We start from the raw sequence: 17,670 nt of genomic DNA on the forward strand, positions 1-17,670 counted from the left end.
CCGCTCTCCGAGACCCTTAGAGGCCCGTTAGCTTAGGCTTTTAGCTGCGCCTTTTCCAAGGCGTCGAGGATCACTTTGTCGGTAAATGGCTTGCCGACTATTCCGACTGCCCCTTCGAGACCGTATCCGACCCGTTCGGGGCTGCCGGTCACAAAGATCACCTTTATCCTGAACCGATCCGTCAATCGCCGAGCAAGCCCCCCTCCGCTATGGCCATCGGCCAAGCCGAGATCCACGAAAGCCACCTGTGCCTTTGATGCATAGGCCAGGGCCTGCTCCGCCGTCATGAAGGAGCCCACGACTTCATGACCGGCTTCGGTAGCGATACGCTCCAATTCGAGTGCCACCAGGGGCTCATCCTCGACAATCATAATCTTCATCACAACCTTCTCATGCAATAAGAGATAGATCAAATTGGAAGAAAGACGATGTCCGCTACCGGACCGTTCCGTTGAACGCGCAGCTACGACTGTATCGACTACTTCCCACGACGCAGACCTTCAGGGTCACTCACCTCCCGTCATCGTTTCTCCATCCTCAAAGAGAAACATCGCTGTTGAAAGAGGGGCAAGATCAAGGAGAAGGGACTGGCGGCGTCCATGCACGGGAAAGTCGTCGGTAAGACGATCGCGGGAGCCGATGCCTGCTCCGCCATAAACAGAGTCATCCGTATCGAGTATCCGCCGCCAGAGACCGGAAAAAGGGACGCCAACTCTGTATCCACCGCGGAAAATCGGAGTGAAATTCGAGACGATCAGAATGGCCGACCGCCGTCCGGGATCGAAGCGCAGCATTCCGAAAACCGACTGTTCGGCATCATCCGCAACCGCCCACTCAAAGCCGTCGGGCACAGTGTCGCCGTGCTGCAGGCAGGGAAAATGCCTGTAGATTCGGTTGAGATCGCGCACCAGCCGTTGCAGGCCGGCGTGAGACGGTTCATCCAGGAGATCCCATTCCACGGAACTGTCGTGGCTCCATTCCGACCATTGGCCGATCTCACCGCCCATAAAGAGAAGCTTCTTACCCGGGTACCCCCACATGAAGCCGAAAAGAGCGCGAAGATTGGCCATCTTCTGCGAGGGATCGCCGGGCATCTTGGCCAGCATGGAACCCTTTCCGTGCACGACTTCGTCATGCGAAAACGGCAGGATGAAGCGCTCGCTATAGGCATAGATCATGCCGAATGTCATCGAGCCATGATGATATTTTCGATAGACCGGATCGTCGGACATGTAATGGAGCGTGTCATGCATCCATCCCATATTCCACTTCATGTCGAAGCCGAGTCCGCCTTCCGCAGCGGGTCTGGTGATGTTCGGAAAAGCGGTCGATTCCTCGGCGATCATCAGCGCATGCGGAAAGCGTTCGTGAACGATGCTGTTCAGATGCTTGAAGAATTCGATGGCTTCCAGGTTTTCGCGCCCTCCGTAGCGGTTCGGGATCCACTCGCCTTCCGGGCGGCTATAGTCGCGATAGAGCATGGAAGCGACGGCATCGACGCGCAGTCCGTCCACATGAAAGCGGTCAAGCCATTCGAGCGCGCTCGCGATCAGGAAGCCTTTGACCTCGTTGCGTCCAAGATTATAGATCAGCGTGTTCCAGTCGCGATGGAAACCCTCCCGCGGATCCTCATGCTCATAAAGCGCGGTTCCGTCAAAACGCGCCAGTCCCCACACATCCGTCGGGAAATGCGCCGGCACCCAATCCAGAATGACACCGAGCCCTTCCTGATGGCAGCGATCGACGAAATATGCGAAATCTTCAGGCGTGCCGTGGCGCCCGGTCGGCGCGAATAGACCGAGTGGCTGATACCCCCACGATCCGCCAAAAGGATGCTCCATGATCGGCAGGAGCTCGATATGGGTGAAGCCCATTTCGCTGGCATAGGGAATGAGCCGCTGCGAGAGTTCGATCCAATCCAGCGCGCGGCCGCCATCTTCCATGTCGCGCAGCCAGGAGCCGGCATGAACCTCGTAAACCGAAAGCGCCTTGGCGAACTGATCGGCGTTTCGGCAATTCTCCATCCAGGTATGATCGTTCCAGCGGAAGGGTTCGGACGACGCCACCACGGACGCCGTCGATGGCGCGGGCTCCGCTGCCCGTGCGACCGGATCGGCCTTCTGCGGCAGCAGGGTACCGGAGCGATCGACAATCTCGAACTTGTAGCGTTCGCCGACCGTGATATGCGGAATGAATATCTCCCAGACACCGGCCTGCGGCCGGAGCCTCATCGGATGGCGGCGCCCGTCCCAGGCGTTGAAGTCGCCGACCACGGATACCCTGCTTGCATTCGGCGCCCAGACCGCGAAACGCACGCCCGCGACATCTTCGACCGTCATGGGATTGGCGCCAAGAGCCTCGCTCAGATTGTAATGCGTGCCTTGCGAGATCAGATGGAGATCCAGATCACCGAGCAACGGCGCAAAGCTGTAGGGATCGGCCGTCACCTGGATTGCATCGGGCCAGTGAATTTTCAGATAATAGGCGTTGCGTTCGGCAAGTGTGGCGCCAAACAGGCCGGCGGGATGGATAAGATCGGCCGACGCCAGAACGCGATCACTGTCCCGATTGAGAATTTCAACGCGCAAAGCCCCAGGCAGATAGGCTCTGACGCTGTAGCGGCCATCCACACCTTGGTGCATGCCGAGGATCGAAAAGGGATCTCCATGCCGCCCCTCCACCAGGGCACGCATGGAACCCGCATCCACTCCGCTGAGAATGTCGGCAACATCGCTCATGAGCGGCTCCCCGACAGTCGCGCTATGATGGCGGCAAGTCCGTTCAGCGGGATCGGAAGCCACTTCGGACGGTTTCGTGCCTCGTAGGCGATCTCATAGGCAGCCTTCTCCAGAAGAAAGATATCGATGATCCGCCGAGCTTCGGCAGGCTCTTTCGGCAAATCGGGCGAAGCCGCCAATGCCGCGATGTAGGATGTCAGAAAGATGCGTTCCGCATTTTCCGCGAAGCGCCGGATCACCTCTCGGCGGCGGGCATCATGATGATCCGAAATGGCGTCGTTTTCGAGCATGGCGGTTGCTGAGAGATAATCGAGCGACCGCAGCAGGCCGGCAGCGTCGCGCAACGGGCTCGTCTTGGCGCGGCGTTCGGCTAGATTGCGCGCTGGCTCGCCTTCGAAATCGATGATGACCGCATCGCCTTCCGTCACCAGGATCTGGCCAAGATGGAAATCGCCATGCGCACGCGTCAACAACGTGCCTTTCGCCTCCTCCACCAGCGCACTGGCAAGCTCGAGGATCCTGTCGCGTTCGGCAAGCAGCGAGGACATTTGCTCTGCGATCTCCGGCTCGACACTGTCTTCGAGGTCGGTCAGCTTGGAAAAGGCATAGGTGATCTCGCCCGTTACGGTTTTGCGAATGCCGGCGATATCGCGTGCATCCGCCCGACGCGGCGCGAAGGCTTCGTTGTCGGTCGGCTGCGCCAGCAAGACATGCAATTCTCCAAGGCGTTCGCCGACCATGGAAATAAAATGCAGAAGCGGCTGCAGCTGCTCATCGGCCGACTCGACTGCAGCCTCGGTGATAACGATCTCGTCAGCGGTGCGGCGCAGGTTGGACAGCATCCAATTCCAGGCGTCACCCTGGTTGCGGATCGCGCCTTGCACGATGATCAGCGTCGATCGGCGACCTTCGCCGTCGGTCCGAGCCACCTCGCCCAGAAGAGGGGCAGTATGCTCATAACCATGTTCCGTCAAATAGCGCGTCATCTCGACTTCCGGATGGACGCCAACGAAGACATGGCGGATCAGCTTGATCATTGCCAGGTCGCCCACGAGCAAGGAGCTGTTGGATTGTTCGGCCGAAAGCCAGCGGATCGGCATATCCTCGGTCAAAGCCAGACAATCGAGCCGATCAGTGCCGATGAACTCGATCATGCCGGTGCGTCCGCTGACCGTCGAGCGATCGCATAGGCCTTGAAAAATGCCGCGTGCCATCATCTCGACGGCAAATCCGTCGGTCAAGAATCCAACCCGCCTACCCTGCCGGATGCGCGCAAGGGAAAGCTGCTGAGCGAGCACGTTGGGCGCCGTATCATCCCATTCGGCTGCGAGCGGCAATTGATAGCTCTCCACATGATCCGGCAGCACAACCTCGATCTCTCCGAGCACGATACCGTCGGCAAAGGGTATCGGTGTCGCGGAAACAAGCCTCGCCTCCTGCAGAGCCTGGTCCTTGGCGCCGAACCAGCGGCGCTTCGCAAGATAGGCCGGCAAGATATCCCTGCTCAGCATCGCCGTGTGATGCGGCAGCTCGGCAAGCTCCGTCAGGCTGCGTCTGATAACGATCGTCACCAGATCGACAAGTTGCTCAGGCGGAGCCGTGCGCCAGGCCGGCCCGTCGGCTTCGGCAGCGAGCTGGAACCAGAAGAAACCATAGGGAGGCAGTGTGAGCAGATAGGTGAGCTGCCCGATCGGCGGGAACGGCGACATACCCGTCAACTCCACCGGAACTCGCCCTTCGAACTGCTGCAGATCGAGCTCTACCGCCTGGGGAACGCGTGACAGGTTTGCAACGCAAAGAATGACCTCATCATCATATTCGCGCAAATAGGCGAGAATCCGCCGGTTCGCCGGCGTCAGAAACCGCATTGAACCCCGCCCGAAGGCGCTGTGGCGACCGCGCAGCGCCAGCATTCGCCGTGTCCAATTCAACAGCGAATGCGCGTCCGACACCTGCGCCTCGACATTCAATGCCTCGTAGCCGTAAAGGGGATCGGCAACCGGCGGCAATACGAGGCGTGCCGGATCTGCGCGCGAAAAGCCGCCGTTGCGATCGGGGGACCATTGCATAGGGGTGCGCACCCCGTCCCGGTCGCCGAGATAAATATTGTCTCCCATGCCGATCTCATCGCCATAATAGACGATAGGTGTTCCCGGCATGGACAGCAGCAATGCATTCATGAGCTCGATACGGCGGCGGTCGCGTTCCATCAATGGCGCCAACCTGCGGCGGATGCCAAGGTTGATACGGGCGCGCTTATCGGAGGCATAAGTCTCCCACAGATAATCGCGTTCAGCGTCGGTGACCATTTCGAGCGTCAATTCGTCATGATTTCTGAGGAAGATCGCCCATTGGCAGATGTCGGGGATCTCAGGCGTTTGACGTATGATGTCGGTGATCGGAAAGCGGTCCTCCTTGGCAATCGCCATGTACATGCGCGGCATCAGGGGAAAATGGAACGCCATATGGCATTCGTCGCCGTCGCCGAAATATTCGCGCGTGTCCTCTGGCCACTGGTTTGCCTCGGCAAGGAGCAGCACGCCGGAATGTGTCGCATCAAGCGCCGCACGGATCTGTTTGAGAATCAGATGGGTTTCCGGCAGATTTTCATTGTTGGTGCCTTCGCGCTCGACAAGATAGGGGATCGCATCGAGCCGGAAGCCATCGATGCCAGTCTCAAGCCAGAAACGCATGACATCGATAATCTCCTTCATGACCAGCGGATTATCGAAGTTGAGATCTGGCTGGTGCGAATAGAAGCGATGCCAGTAATAGGCGCCCGCCACGGGATCGAATGTCCAGTTCGATTTTTCCGTATCGAGAAAAATGATGCGGGTCTCGGGAAATTTCAGGTCGGTATCCGACCAGACGTAGAAGTCTCGTTCGGGGCTTCCGGCAGGCGATTGCCGCGCGCGTTGGAACCAGGGATGTTGGTCCGACGTGTGATTGATGACGAGCTCGATAATGACGCGGATATTGTGTTCATGCGCAGCCGCCACGAACTTCCGGAAATCCTCCAGCGTCCCGTAATCAGGGCTGACGTTGCGATAATCGGCAATATCATAACCATCATCGCGCCGGGGCGAGGGAAAGAACGGCAGGAGCCAAATGGCATTGACGCCGAGTGCAGCGATATAGTCGAGCTTCTGGTACAGGCCTTCGAAGTCGCCGATGCCATCGCCATTGGCATCGTAAAAGGACTTGATGTGCAGCTGATAGATGATCGCATCCTTATACCATAGCGGATCATCGGCAGCACTATCGACCTCGGGCATGTGAACAGTGTCCATCTTAGACCTCCCCTGCCCTGACGCGCCAGATGGCAAAGGGCAAATGGGCCGGATCGAGCCGGATCATCTGCCACTTCCCCGTGCGGCTGAATCTTTGGCCGCTAACGAGATCCTCGAAAGCGAGCGTCCCTTCGTCTGCCAGGCCAAACCGCCAGAGCGGAAATTCGATATTGCTTTCCTCTATCGCGTGCGGATTGAGCGTCACGGCGACAAACAGAACGTTGTGGCGTCCGCCGCTTGCCTTTTCGAAAAACATGACGTTGGGGTTCGACGAGGGCAGAAATGTCAGGCCGAGATGCGAATGCAGGGCTGAATTATTCTTGCGAATGCGGTTGAGCATCGAGATTTCCGCCTTGATGTTGCCCGGTCGGTCGTAATCCCAGGCGCGGATCTCGTATTTTTCACTATCGGCATATTCCTTGCGCTTGGCATCCGGACGTCCTTCGCACAGCTCGAAGCCGTTATAGACGCCCCAAAGGCCGGACAGTGTGGCAGCCAGCGCGGCCCGGATGAGAAAGGCAGAGCGCGGCGCGTTCTGCAGGAAGTCCGGGTTGATATCATGGGTGTTGACGAAGAAATGCGGGCGAAAGAATTCCCTGACCTCACTTCGAGTAAGCTCGGTCAGATATTCCTCCAGCTCTGCCCTTGTGTTGCGCCAGGTGAAGTAGGTGTAGGACTGGGAGAAGCCGACCTTTGCCAGCCGGTACATCACCTTCGGTCTCGTGAAGGCTTCCGAAAGGAACACGACCTTCGGATGACGCGCGCGGATATCGCCGATCATCCACTCCCAGAAAGGAAAAGGCTTGGTATGGGGGTTATCGACGCGGAAGATTTCCACGCCTTCTTCGATCCACATTTCGACGATGTCGCGCAGTTCGACCCAAAGTGCCGGCACGGCTTCCGGTGCATAGAAATCGACATTGACGATGTCTTCGTATTTCTTCGGCGGATTTTCCGCATAGCGGATCGTGCCGTCGGGGCGCCAGTCGAACCAGCCCGGATGCTCCTTTAGCCACGGATGATCAGGGGAGGCTTGAATCGCTAAATCGAGCGCAATCTCCAATCCGAACCGCCTTGCTTCCGAGATCAGATGCTCGAAGTCATGGAATCCTCCAAGCAGGGGGTGGATTGCCTCATGTCCCCCGGCTTCCGAACCGATTGCGTAAGGACTGCCCGGGTCGGTCGGAGCGGCAATAAGAGAATTGTTGCGGCCCTTGCGGTTGGTATGGCCGATCGGATGGATCGGCGGGAAGTAAAGCACGTCGAAACCCATATCGCGGATGGCCGGCAAACGTGCGATGACGTCTTCGAACGTGCCGTGGCGATTGGGATCCCCGCTCTGCGAGCGTGGAAATATCTGATACCAGCTTGCAAAGGCCGCCTCGCGGCGTTCGGCTTCGATACCATAGGTCCGCGAGTGCGAGGCAAAGGGACGGCGGTCGGCGAGCGACATGAGTTCGTTTGTTCGTGTGGCAAGCAGCAATTCAAGCTTGCCTGGCCCGTCACGCCTTTCGAGCTCGGCAAGCAGCGCCGCGAGTTCCGTCCTATCCTCATCCCTCATCCGTACGCCGCCATCGACTGCAGCATCCCGGATCAACTCTTCGCCTTCGATCAGTTCCAACCGGAGATCGAGCCGCGCTTCGCTCTTCTTGAGAAGCTCGTAGCGGAAAATGGCAAAGGGATTTTTCCAGGCCTCGACCATGAAATCGAAGCGCCCGATGCGATCGAGCAGGAATGCGCCCTGCCAGCGATCGTTTTCGGAAAGGGCCATCTTGGTTTGACGCCAATCAAGCTCATCGTGGGCGCGGTAAAGCAGGGCCGCCGACAGCAGATCATGGCCATCGGCAAAGATGTCCGCCTCGACGATTACGGTATCGCCGACGATGCGCTTGATTGGAAAGCGTCCATCGTCGACCTGCGGCGTAACATGTTCGATGGCGATGCGTGGAGAGGCCGTCGCTTCGGCGAGGGACAGCTGCCCTTCGTCAGCCGTGACGAGAGGGCGCGCCTCGGTTGTGACAACACGCACCTCGCCCGGAGCGATCCTGCGGCTGCTAGGCACCGCCTCGATGGGCAGGAAAGGCGAAGCCAAGCGATGCATGATATCGTCAGGCAGTTCCGCGGGACGACGCGGATCTCTGTTAACAGCGAGAAGCCGCGCATGCGTTGCATCCCGCAATGCAGACCGATCAGCCTGGGCAATCACCGTCGCCTGGCTGGTTGTTTCGCAACGAAGGGTCATCGGTCGAGCGGAGCCGCGTGGCGCGGAATTCAGATCGCGTATATCCCCCGAGATATCGTAGGCTCCCTCGGCTTTAACGACACGCAAGCCCTGTCCATGACCATATGTCGGATCGAGCGGCAGGGTGGCGCCGAATTCGAAACCCATCGGCACAAGCAATCCATCGCCGAGTTCGGCCGCAAGATGGAGAGCGCGGCGTGATTTTCGCTCGCGGATTTCCCTGCTTTCGGTGCCATGCGCCAGGCGCCGTCCAAACGGCACTTCCGGAAAGGCGATCTGCCGTCCGAAAGGAAGCTGCAGGTGATATTCCTCAAGGAACCAGCCTTCTCGCAGATCCCACCAGGCAAGCGAGGAAAAGGCACCATCGAAGCCGCAGTCCCGTAATGCCGAGCGTAGGGCGAAATCCGTCCCCGGCGTGTACGCAAAAAACCTCGTTCCCGGTCGTGCCTTTTTCGCGCTGGTCATCAAGCGCCGCCAGCCATCGACAGGGAGGCCGGCAATGCCAAGGACCCGATATCCAGCGATTCCACATGACGCAAACTCCGCCAGCCGCGCTTCCCACTCGTCGATTACCGCGGCTGGGGATAGTGCTACAGGCCTAGTTGAAGAGAGGGGCGACCGCCGTGGGTCGAGCGGGGTAAAGGCGGTTGCGGTCCCCGCGTCATAAGCGCTAACCATAAGGTCGAGCATGAGTTCGATCCCCGATGCTCGCGCCTCTTGCACCAGCATGGAGAGAGCCTCTTTCGCATCTCCTTCCAGCTCGAGCGCCGGATCCAGATGTTCGTAATTGTCCGTGGAAAAAAGACCCCCGCCAGCCTTTTTGCAAAAAGGCGGGGCCGAGAGCACAATGTCGAAGCCGAGCGTACTCGCGTGATCAAATACTTCGCTCCATCGATCTCGCCCTGCCAGCAGCAATGGATTCACATAGTAGATCCGCGGATGGCTGAATGCGACGTCTGACTGAGCTGCAAGCGGCATCAAGTAATTCTCCACGCGTCACGCGGACATGAACTATTGTTTCGGCGGTTACCGAGCCTAACCTGCAGGCAGCTTAGTTGTTCCAATCCGAGCAACTTCCGCTTGAGCGAACATCTCGCCTCTCACATCGCAAAAGGATCTGTGTTCCGGCGATAATCGATGCCTCGCGCAATGAATGAAACTCATTCAAAGACGTTGGGAAGCACAGCTTTTTTCAAAAATTGGAAAGATCAAAGAAAGCGGAAAATTCTAGCGCCGCGAATGGAGCCGCATCGAGGCGATCCGGGACGCCCTTTCCAGCAGAGCCAACTTTTAGTGACTGCAATGATCAACCCGCTCCTCGGGCACCGCGCCATCAGCGTGCAGGCCTTGCTCACGCGACAATTCGATTTCATCGAACGCGTGCCGACGCAATAGCTTGAAAATCGCTTCGTTTATGTCGCGGCCGTCGAGGAGGCTGGGATTGTCGCACAAGACATCAATCGTCCGCTGCGCCACACGTTTTGCCACCATCTCGGATCTGGCAAACTTGCGAGCCCAAAGCACTAAGGCTTCGCGGAAATCAGGATCATTTGGAATAGATGCGTATTTCCGAAAGGGCATAATGCTGCTTCCTCGGTCTTGCAGGCGGGAGCACGTACAAACCCTCAGTCGCCACCGCCTACTTATTCGGTTGGCGACGATATATCATCTTACGCTATGAGAACGACGAGTCGACCCATTTCTATGTACGCCGGCGGACAAAGCTTTCATGAGTTCTAAGGCCTAAGTCCTTACGTGGTCGGGACTTTGGTCCGTGTTCATAAGCAGCGCTCATGTCATACTACATCTAAGGCGCGGATTAGCGCGCCGGAGCTGTATGTAAATTGGAATGGAAAGACATGAAAAGAATTGTAATCGCAGCGCTGGCGCTCGCAACGACCTTGGCCGCATCGCCGGCATTCTCTCAGGTCTATTTTGAATACGGAGTTGGGCCTCGCTACGACTATGATGCGCCGCCACGCTATTATCGCGATCGGCCGGCCTACGCAGATGATGGATACTATGACGCCCCGCGCTACAGGTATCATCGCCGGTGCTGGACAGAGAGGCGCTACGGTTACCGTCATCAACATCGGGTCGTAGTGCGCGAGACGGTTTGCGAGTAGTCGGTGCGAAGAACGTAGCGCTTGGTCCGCCCACGGCCATCGCCCGATGCGAATGGTGGCATTCACAAAGCTGTCGCACAATGATAGATTGAAGCTGCGTAAGTTACTGAACTCCGGTTTATCCCGACTCGCGCTCTCAACAGTGCTCCTGTTGCTGCCCTGCCTGGCCCCACCCGGCAGGGCGATTTGTTTCGAGCAACTGGAACCTTAGCCGGGCTGCCCAGTTTATTCCGCGGGTGATCTTTCACTCATATCACTCAGCCTTCCCGCAAAGCTTGGCCCGACCTTAGATCGGGCCATTTTTGCGTCCCGGCATTGGTCGCGGAGGTGTCACGTTCGTTTCATTATGTTACCTGACCAAGACTTGAGGGGACGCTGGCGTAGGGACATGGCCGAATATACTTCTATTCGACTGATATGAGGAACTTTCCGAGAGGCGTGTAGTTTTACAAGTGGAAGGGCTCCCCGCCTTCCGGTTCTCCTGCCGATGCCGATAGCTGCCGACCAGCGGCTATCGGCATTCCCTCGGAACATCGCCCTGGCTGTCTTTCTCATTCTGTGGGATCAACGGCCGTGCCTACATCGTTCTAATGTCTGCTGGCATGTTTGCTAATCATGGCGGTCAGCACGGGGATGATCTTTTCAAGCTCAACCGGCTTTGAAAGGCGCTCGATCTTTCGAAATCGCTCTGGGATCGCCGTCGCGTCGTAGCCAGTGACGAATAAGTAGGGAATGTTGCTTTCATTAAGCTGATCCGCGAGACCGTATATGCGCTCGGCGCCGAGATGAATGTCCAGCACCGCGGCATCGATCCGTGCCTTCGCAAAAGCACGCATCCCGGCGGCAAGTGTGGAGAAAGGGCCGACGACATCGCAGCCTTGGTCTTCGAGCGCGATCGTCAGATCGCTTGCCTGGAAATAATCATCTTCGACCACGAGAACGCATCTGCCAAGCAGTTCGCTGAACATCGTTTCCCCTCCCCTAAGTCTCAGTTGAACGATTTTATTTCCTGCTATCTACTCCACCCGTCTCACATCCATGAGCTCCGCAAATCCACATTACAGCGGAGCGATCCGCCATCCTAGATTACAACCATCAGCGATTAGACATTGTACGGCAACGTACAAAACGTAGTCACCCACCGCAGCAGCGCGGCTTGGCAGAAGGCAGGCGATGAGCAGGTCGATCAGCATGGTTCTGCGTGCTGCGAAGGAACTTTGCGGTCTTGTTCTGGTTGGGCACGTGGTCGCCGAACTTACTAGGATCAGGTTGTTTTGCTGGCCATTTGAGCGTCATACGGCACAGGTTAGGCTATTCTCCGAAGACAGTGGTGCTTGTTTCCGCTCGCGAACAAAGCCTCGCGCCGAGAGCCCAGCGTGATAAGGAGGGCCAAATGAATGATATTAGGTGCAGCCCGGCGGCGGAAACTCGTCTCTGGAAGATCCGAAACCTCTTATACCGCGCTGTCCAGGATTCGGTGCTGAAGGAGCAAGCGGAAGGTCATCTGGCTGTCAAACAAGCCTACGAAGAAATCTCTGCCCTCCTCGACCAGCTTCAGTCCAATATTCGTCCGTCTGAACAAGACTGAGCGTGCAACGGTATATTGGGATATGATGGAACCGCTTAGGATCGCCTCCGTTTCCAGATAGTGCTCGACCAATCTGATGGTAGGTGCGAAATGGCTGCATCGCAAATCGCTGAGGGAACTCGGGTTCTGCTGGTCGAGGATGATTACTTCATCGCGTCCGACCTGGCGCGACGCCTCGACCAATTGGGCTTCGACGTTGTCGGCCCATTGCCCGGTGTCGAAGAGGCTCTCGAGCGAATTCGCGCGGGTGATAACATCGCGGCCGCGATGCTGGATATAAGGTTATCCGGAGAGATGGTATTTCCGGTCGCCGACGAACTTGAACGTCGCGCTGTTCCGTTCATTTTCGCAACTGCGTTCGATCCACAAGTCGTCCCGGCTCGCCACGCCGACAAGCTTCTTCTGCGCAAGCCTCTGGAAGATCGTGCGATAGTCGCCGCGCTCGCGAACGTGTTGGAGCCAGCGGCCGTGGCCAACGATGACTTGCAGCGGAACGCAATCCTGAGACGATTGCCGCAGCAGCAACTTGGCCAGATCTCCCGCTTTCTGCGCCGTGTGCACTTGCCTCGCGGTGCGGTCATGGAGGTCCAGAATCAGAAGGTCACTCGCGTCTACTTCCCAATTGATTGCGTCGCCTCGCTCATTGCGGTGGGTCGCCAGGGAACGCGGATCGAAACGGGGCTGATTGGCAGGGAGGGCATGACCGGGATGGGAATCGCGATCGGTGACGATCGGACCTCTCACGAGTTAATCAACCAAGTCGAGGGCGACGCGCTGGTCATGGCGGCTCTCGACTTTCGAGCTGCGCTTCACCTGGCGCCTGACCTCGGATTGCTCGGTGCGCGTTTCTCCCGAATTCTGGGGGTGCAGGTCAGTCACACGGCATTGGTAAACGCCAAATTTGAGCTGCGACAGAGATTGGCGCGCTGGCTCTTGATGGTTCAGGATCGCGTTCCTCTACAATCCTTTGATTTGACGCATGAATATCTTTCAATAATGCTCGGCGTGAGGCGGTCATCCGTCACAGACGCGATCCATGTGCTTGAGGGCGAAAAATTGATCAGGGCCACACGATCGAATATCGAGATCCGAGATCGCGTACAACTGATCAAGATCGCTGGCGAAGCCTATGGTACGCCCGAAGCCGAGTATGAACGGCTGATGCATCTTCCTCTTACCCGCGAATTGCCGTCGGAGTTGATACGGCCTGTAGCATGAACTTGTCGCCAATTCCCGAAGCGATCCTGCTCAAATGCCTTAGACGAGCGCACGACAGTCCGCGGCATTATTGGCCTGGTCCGGCTGTCATCCGGCGGATAGTCTCACAGAGTTTGGCCATGTCGTTGGGCTTACCCAGCAAATCGCAATGCCTGAATCGGCTTGGGAGCCCAGCGGCATCATAACCGGACGTGAACAAGATCGGAACATTTCGCTCCACCAGTTTGTCAGCCGCCGGGAAGACCGTCTCGCCCCTCAAATTAATATCGAGGATAGCCCCATCGATAAGCGATGTTTTGCCGATCAATTCAAACGTATCGTTTAGCGTTCCGACAGGTCCAATGATCAAGGCTCCGGCGTCGCTCAGAAAATCGCTAAGCTCCATGGCAAGCAAGTATTCATCTTCGACCACAAGAATGCGGAGACCTTTCAATGATTGATCATTCATCCGGAGTCTCCCTTGCGGATCTCGTCGCCGAAACCGGTATCGCGATGGTGCAATGAACACCGTCAGGACCGAGCACATAGCTTGTTTGGGCGCCGAGTTGATATGGGAGCGCCTGTTCGATCAGCTCACGACCCTGCCCCGTGCCGGCCAGGGCCTCACCTCCGCCGGGCATTTTAACGCCGCTTTCGCGCCAATCGATATGGAGCCAGGGACGACCGCCATCACCCTGCTCATCAAGCCTCCAGCGAACGGACAATCGGCCGGCGGGCTGACCAAGCGCGCCATATTTTACAGCATTCGTGGCAAGCTCATGGAGAGCCATCGCCAGCGTCTGGACCGTGGAAGATCGCAAGCGCACCCCGCTCGGTCCTTCGAGGCTGGTGCGCTCGGCACTGCCATCCATCGCCGAAAGTTCACTTTCGATCAGTTCGTCGAAGGTAACCCGGTCATGTTCGTTGAGACGTGACAGCAGCCCCTGAACTCGCGCCAACGCATTGAGCCGATCGTGGAATTTCTCACGGAATTCCTCAAGGTCGTTGCTGGCGCGGCCGGTCTTGTCGGCCGTCGAGCGTATGACACCCATCAGATTCCGCGTTCGATGCTGCAACTCGGCCACCAGGATTTCCTGGCGTGCCTGCATGCCACGCAAATCATCGACGTCGGTTGATGTGCCGAGCCACTCGACGATGGCGCCATTTCCGTCACGAACCGGTGTTGCCCGTGTGTGAAACCACCGATAAGAGTTCGTATCAGCCCGACGGATGCGGTATTCCGTCTCCATCCCGCCAGATTCAATGGCCTTGGACCAATTTGCCAGCGCACTGTCACGATCGTCAGGGTGTACCGGTTCGAGCCATCCCGAACCGCGGCTTTCGCCCTCAGCCTGGCCGGTATAGCTGGTCCATTGCGGGCTCGACCATGTCCAACTGCCTCCGTCGACCGCGCGCCAGACGAGTTGCGGAATGCCTTCCAAAAGAGCGCGCTGACGTTGCTCGGCGGCTGCAAGCGCCGCTTCGGTATCCTTGATCTCGGTAATGTCGTGGCCAATTCCACCGATATGGGCAACCCGTCCCGTTTCATCCTTAATGGGAAAATCCGTGTTCCGGAGCCAGCGAATACCTCCATCCGAGGCCCTCCGGATGCGATATTCGAAGACCACTCGCTCACCGGTGCGAACCCGTCGCAGGTTTTCGGCTGCCCGTTCACGATCTTCCGGCAGGATCATCTCCAGCCATCCAGCCATATTATCCCCTCGAAGCGCAGCCTCTCGATCCAGGCCATAAATCGCTTCGAATGCGGGTGTCAGATACGACCACTGGAATGTCTCGGCATCCCGGATCCAAAGAATATCCTGCGACGCCTCACCAAACTGGCGCAGCCGATCCTCGCTTGCACGCAACGCAGCCTCGGCCCGCGCGCGGTCGGATATGTCGACAAATGTCACGACGGTTCCATCGATCCGGTCTTCTACCGTCCTGTAGGGCCGCAGGCGCATCGAGAACTGCCGGCCCTTGCGGCTGGTAACTTCGCGCTCGATAGGGATCAGATCTTTCAAAACTCTTCGCGCGTCGCTCTCGATATCGTCATAGTTCAGTTGATGGGTAAAATCGGTGATGGCACGGCCGATATCGTGCCTTGTGACGTTGAAGAGCTCCGCGACCGGCGCGGTGAACATCTTGATGCGGAGGTCCGGATCGAGGAAAAGCGTGCCGATTTCGGTGGCAGCCGACAGGTTCTGCAGATCGCTATGCGCTGCCGAGATACTCTCGAGCTTGCTCTTCAGTTCGGCATTGACGGTGTGGAGTTCCTCGTTGATGGACTGCAGCTCCTCCTTGGAGGTCTCGAGCTCTTCGGCCGTCGAGCGATATTCCTCGTTCATCGATTGCAGCTCTTCATTGGCCGCACGAAGCTCTTGAACGAGGGCGTCGTGTCCGCTGCGGCTTAGCATCAGCGCCTCTTGTGAAGCCTTGAGCTCGGCATAGACGCGGCGAACTTCGTCCGGGCGCGCGTCGGCCACGGGTTCCAACTCATCACTATCGAGGACGACACCCCCGTCCAGAAAGAACACCAGAGCCTGCGCAGCCTTCTGCGCGTCGTTTGTGATGGGGGTCACCTGCATGGAAATTCGCCGCTTACCTTGATCGAAGGCGACCACCGTCGGCAACGTAACGCTCGGCTCTCCTTTCTCGAGCGCTCGTGAAAGCGCTATTCCGAGATCTAAACGAAGTTCAGGTCTGACGATCGCAGTCAAGGTTTTGGAGACCGGCCCGGCCGAGTGCAAAATAAATCGGCCCGCCGTCGGAGACAGATGCAGAATATTCTGCCCATCATCGACCAGGACGCTCGCCGGCGCGTTGTGTTCCAGCGCCGCGAGATGGAGGGCGGCTGGAAGCGCTGCCCGCTCCGTGGTGATTGGCGTTGGCCGATCATTGCTCGTCAGCTGCTGCTCCGGTGCGGCAAACTGCGGCAGGATCGGCAACAAATGGCCGCCGTGAGGCCGGGCGCTATAGATGCGCGCCTGCCTATCGACCGGCGCGAAAAGGTCGGCGGCGACATCAACCGTCTCGGCTGAGCCAAGAAAGAGATATCGCCCCGCCCGCAATCCGTAGTGAAAGATCGAGCAGACCTGGGCCTGAAGGGCGCGTTCAAGATAGATCAGCAAATTCCGGCAGGTAATCAGATCGAGCCGCATGAAAGGCGGCTCCTTCAGGACGCTGTGCTTGGCAAACAGCACGCTTTCTCTTACTTCCTTGCGGACCCGGAAATGGGTACCTTCGTCAATGAAGAAACGAGACAATCGCTCCTCGGAAACGTCAGCCTCGATCGCTCTCGGATAGCGCCCTTCCCTGGCTGTCCCGAGCGCTCCCTCATCCAAATCGGTCGCGAAGATCTGCAGAGGGATTTTTACGTTGCGGCGAGCCATTTCTTCATGCAGAAGAATAGCCACGCTGTAGGCTTCCTCCCCCGTTGCACAGCCGACCACCCATACACGAATACTCTCGTCGTTCTCCCCGCTATAGGCATCGAACAGGGGCTTGATCACCTGGCGTCCTAGCGCTTCGAAAGCCTGTTCGTCGCGGAAGAACATCGTCACCGATATCAACAGATCGGAGAATAGATTCTGCGCCTCCTCAGGTGTCGTCAGCAAATAGTCGGCATAGTCGGCAAGCGTCTCCGTGCGACAAACCTGCATCCTTCGCACAACCCGCCGCATCACGGTGGCGCGCTTGTAAGCGGAAAAATCGTGGCCGGTTCGAGCCCGCAACAAAGCGACGATCCGCCGGAGATCATTGGCCACCCCTGCCATATCGAGCGACCGGACGGCTTCCTTGCTGCGAGCCACCTCAGACAGCCGTTCGACCAATCTGGGTATGGGAGCGACGAAATCAGCGGCGCCAGTCGCGATTGCGTTTTGCGGCATGGCATTGAAGCTCGCCTCGGCAGGATCCTGGACCATGATCACGCCGCCGGCTTCCTTGATGGCTGTCACGCCGAGCGCGCCATCCGCACCCGCTCCGGAGAGAACAATAGCGACGCCATCACCGCGCGCGGCGGCAACCGAACGAAAAAACATATCGATCGGCGCGCGCCGGCCCCGCGGTTCGCTGAATGGTCTTGAAGATATATTATCGCCATCGATGATGACTTCCCGATCCGGCGCGATGACGAAGACGCAATCCCGCTTCAGCGTCGGGCTATCTTCGATCTGGTGCACAGGCATGCGGGTGCACACAGAAAGGATCTCGCCCAGCGAGCTCGGTTCATCGGGAGATAGATGGACGATGACGACATAGGCAAGCCCGAGGTCGGTCGGCAACTGCCGGAATAAATTCTGCAGTGCCGACACCCCGCCCGCAGACGCCCCGATCGCACAAACAAGCACGAAGGTCTGTTGGAACTGTGATTTGAGTTCGTCGTCGGCCATTTTCTATTCGCTCATCTTCAAATTATTGAGAAATTTCCGCGCTTCTACCATATTACCCCGACTACGGATGCTCGCATATCTGTTTCGGCGGAATT

10 protein-coding genes are annotated in these 17,670 nt (G+C 57.9%); 2 read left to right on the plus strand and 8 right to left on the minus strand.

The window, feature by feature from the left end; genetic code table 11:
* Positions 1-32: 32 nt before the first annotated feature.
* From AC13RM_RS03420 to AC13RM_RS03445, 6 genes are all read right to left on the minus strand, one after another.
* Positions 33-380: a response regulator gene (locus AC13RM_RS03420; protein ID WP_113233128.1), complete on the minus strand. Its 348-nt coding sequence runs from the start codon at positions 378-380 to the stop codon at positions 33-35.
* Between the two features lie 126 nt (positions 381-506).
* On the minus strand, positions 507-2,738 hold the full coding sequence (gene glgB / locus AC13RM_RS03425; RefSeq protein ID WP_374817877.1) for a 1,4-alpha-glucan branching protein GlgB: 2,232 nt from the start codon (positions 2,736-2,738) through the stop codon (positions 507-509).
* The gene (gene treS, locus AC13RM_RS03430; protein ID WP_374817879.1) at positions 2,735-6,028 is read right to left on the minus strand and encodes a maltose alpha-D-glucosyltransferase; all 3,294 of its coding nucleotides are present in this window, start codon (positions 6,026-6,028) and stop codon (positions 2,735-2,737) included. The genes glgB and treS overlap by 4 nt, the downstream gene beginning before the upstream one ends.
* 1 nt (position 6,029) lies before the next feature.
* Positions 6,030-9,248, minus strand: coding sequence for an alpha-1,4-glucan--maltose-1-phosphate maltosyltransferase (locus tag AC13RM_RS03435; protein ID WP_374817881.1), 3,219 nt, complete (start codon positions 9,246-9,248; stop codon positions 6,030-6,032).
* 312 nt (positions 9,249-9,560) lie between these two features.
* Positions 9,561-9,851: a hypothetical protein gene (locus AC13RM_RS03440; protein WP_285171078.1), complete on the minus strand. Its 291-nt coding sequence runs from the start codon at positions 9,849-9,851 to the stop codon at positions 9,561-9,563.
* Between the two features lie 1,132 nt (positions 9,852-10,983).
* Positions 10,984-11,364 carry a response regulator gene (locus tag AC13RM_RS03445; RefSeq protein WP_285171077.1) on the minus strand — a complete coding sequence of 127 codons (381 nt, stop codon included), beginning with the start codon at positions 11,362-11,364 and terminating at the stop codon, positions 10,984-10,986.
* A gap of 425 nt (positions 11,365-11,789) precedes the next feature.
* Here AC13RM_RS03445 and AC13RM_RS03450 point away from each other — a divergent pair, with 425 nt between their 5' ends.
* Complete coding sequence (locus tag AC13RM_RS03450) at positions 11,790-11,984, plus strand: hypothetical protein (RefSeq protein ID WP_374817885.1); 195 nt, start codon at positions 11,790-11,792, stop codon at positions 11,982-11,984.
* 90 nt (positions 11,985-12,074) lie between these two features.
* Positions 12,075-13,202: a helix-turn-helix domain-containing protein gene (locus tag AC13RM_RS03455; protein ID WP_440480230.1), complete on the plus strand. Its 1,128-nt coding sequence runs from the start codon at positions 12,075-12,077 to the stop codon at positions 13,200-13,202.
* A gap of 67 nt (positions 13,203-13,269) precedes the next feature.
* On the opposite strand, the gene AC13RM_RS03460 is transcribed toward AC13RM_RS03455, so the two are convergent.
* Together AC13RM_RS03460 and AC13RM_RS03465 are read right to left on the minus strand one after the other, a co-directional pair.
* Positions 13,270-13,650 carry a response regulator gene (locus AC13RM_RS03460; protein WP_113232387.1) on the minus strand — a complete coding sequence of 127 codons (381 nt, stop codon included), beginning with the start codon at positions 13,648-13,650 and terminating at the stop codon, positions 13,270-13,272.
* Positions 13,643-17,575 carry a chemotaxis protein CheB gene (locus AC13RM_RS03465; RefSeq protein WP_488554563.1) on the minus strand — a complete coding sequence of 1,311 codons (3,933 nt, stop codon included), beginning with the start codon at positions 17,573-17,575 and terminating at the stop codon, positions 13,643-13,645. The genes AC13RM_RS03460 and AC13RM_RS03465 overlap by 8 nt, the downstream gene beginning before the upstream one ends.
* Between the last annotated feature and the right edge of the window lie 95 nt (positions 17,576-17,670).

The organism is Martinezella sp. CNPSo 3732 (genome assembly GCF_057784515.1).

Bases quoted from the DNA above. Each gene is read 5' to 3' on its own strand.
- AC13RM_RS03450 (WP_374817885.1), top strand. From the start codon at position 11,790: ATGAATGATATTAGGTGCAGCCCGGCGGCGGAAACTCGTCTCTGGAAG.
- AC13RM_RS03455 (WP_440480230.1), top strand. From the start codon at position 12,075: ATGGCTGCATCGCAAATCGCTGAGGGAACTCGGGTTCTGCTGGTCGAG.
- AC13RM_RS03420 (WP_113233128.1), bottom strand. From the start codon at position 380: ATGAAGATTATGATTGTCGAGGATGAGCCCCTGGTGGCACTCGAATTG.
- AC13RM_RS03440 (WP_285171078.1), bottom strand. From the start codon at position 9,851: ATGCCCTTTCGGAAATACGCATCTATTCCAAATGATCCTGATTTCCGC.
- AC13RM_RS03465 (WP_488554563.1), bottom strand. From the start codon at position 17,575: ATGGCCGACGACGAACTCAAATCACAGTTCCAACAGACCTTCGTGCTT.
- AC13RM_RS03435 (WP_374817881.1), bottom strand. From the start codon at position 9,248: ATGCCGCTTGCAGCTCAGTCAGACGTCGCATTCAGCCATCCGCGGATC.
- AC13RM_RS03445 (WP_285171077.1), bottom strand. From the start codon at position 11,364: ATGTTCAGCGAACTGCTTGGCAGATGCGTTCTCGTGGTCGAAGATGAT.
- treS (WP_374817879.1), bottom strand. From the start codon at position 6,028: ATGGACACTGTTCACATGCCCGAGGTCGATAGTGCTGCCGATGATCCG.
- glgB (WP_374817877.1), bottom strand. From the start codon at position 2,738: ATGAGCGATGTTGCCGACATTCTCAGCGGAGTGGATGCGGGTTCCATG.
- AC13RM_RS03460 (WP_113232387.1), bottom strand. From the start codon at position 13,650: ATGAATGATCAATCATTGAAAGGTCTCCGCATTCTTGTGGTCGAAGAT.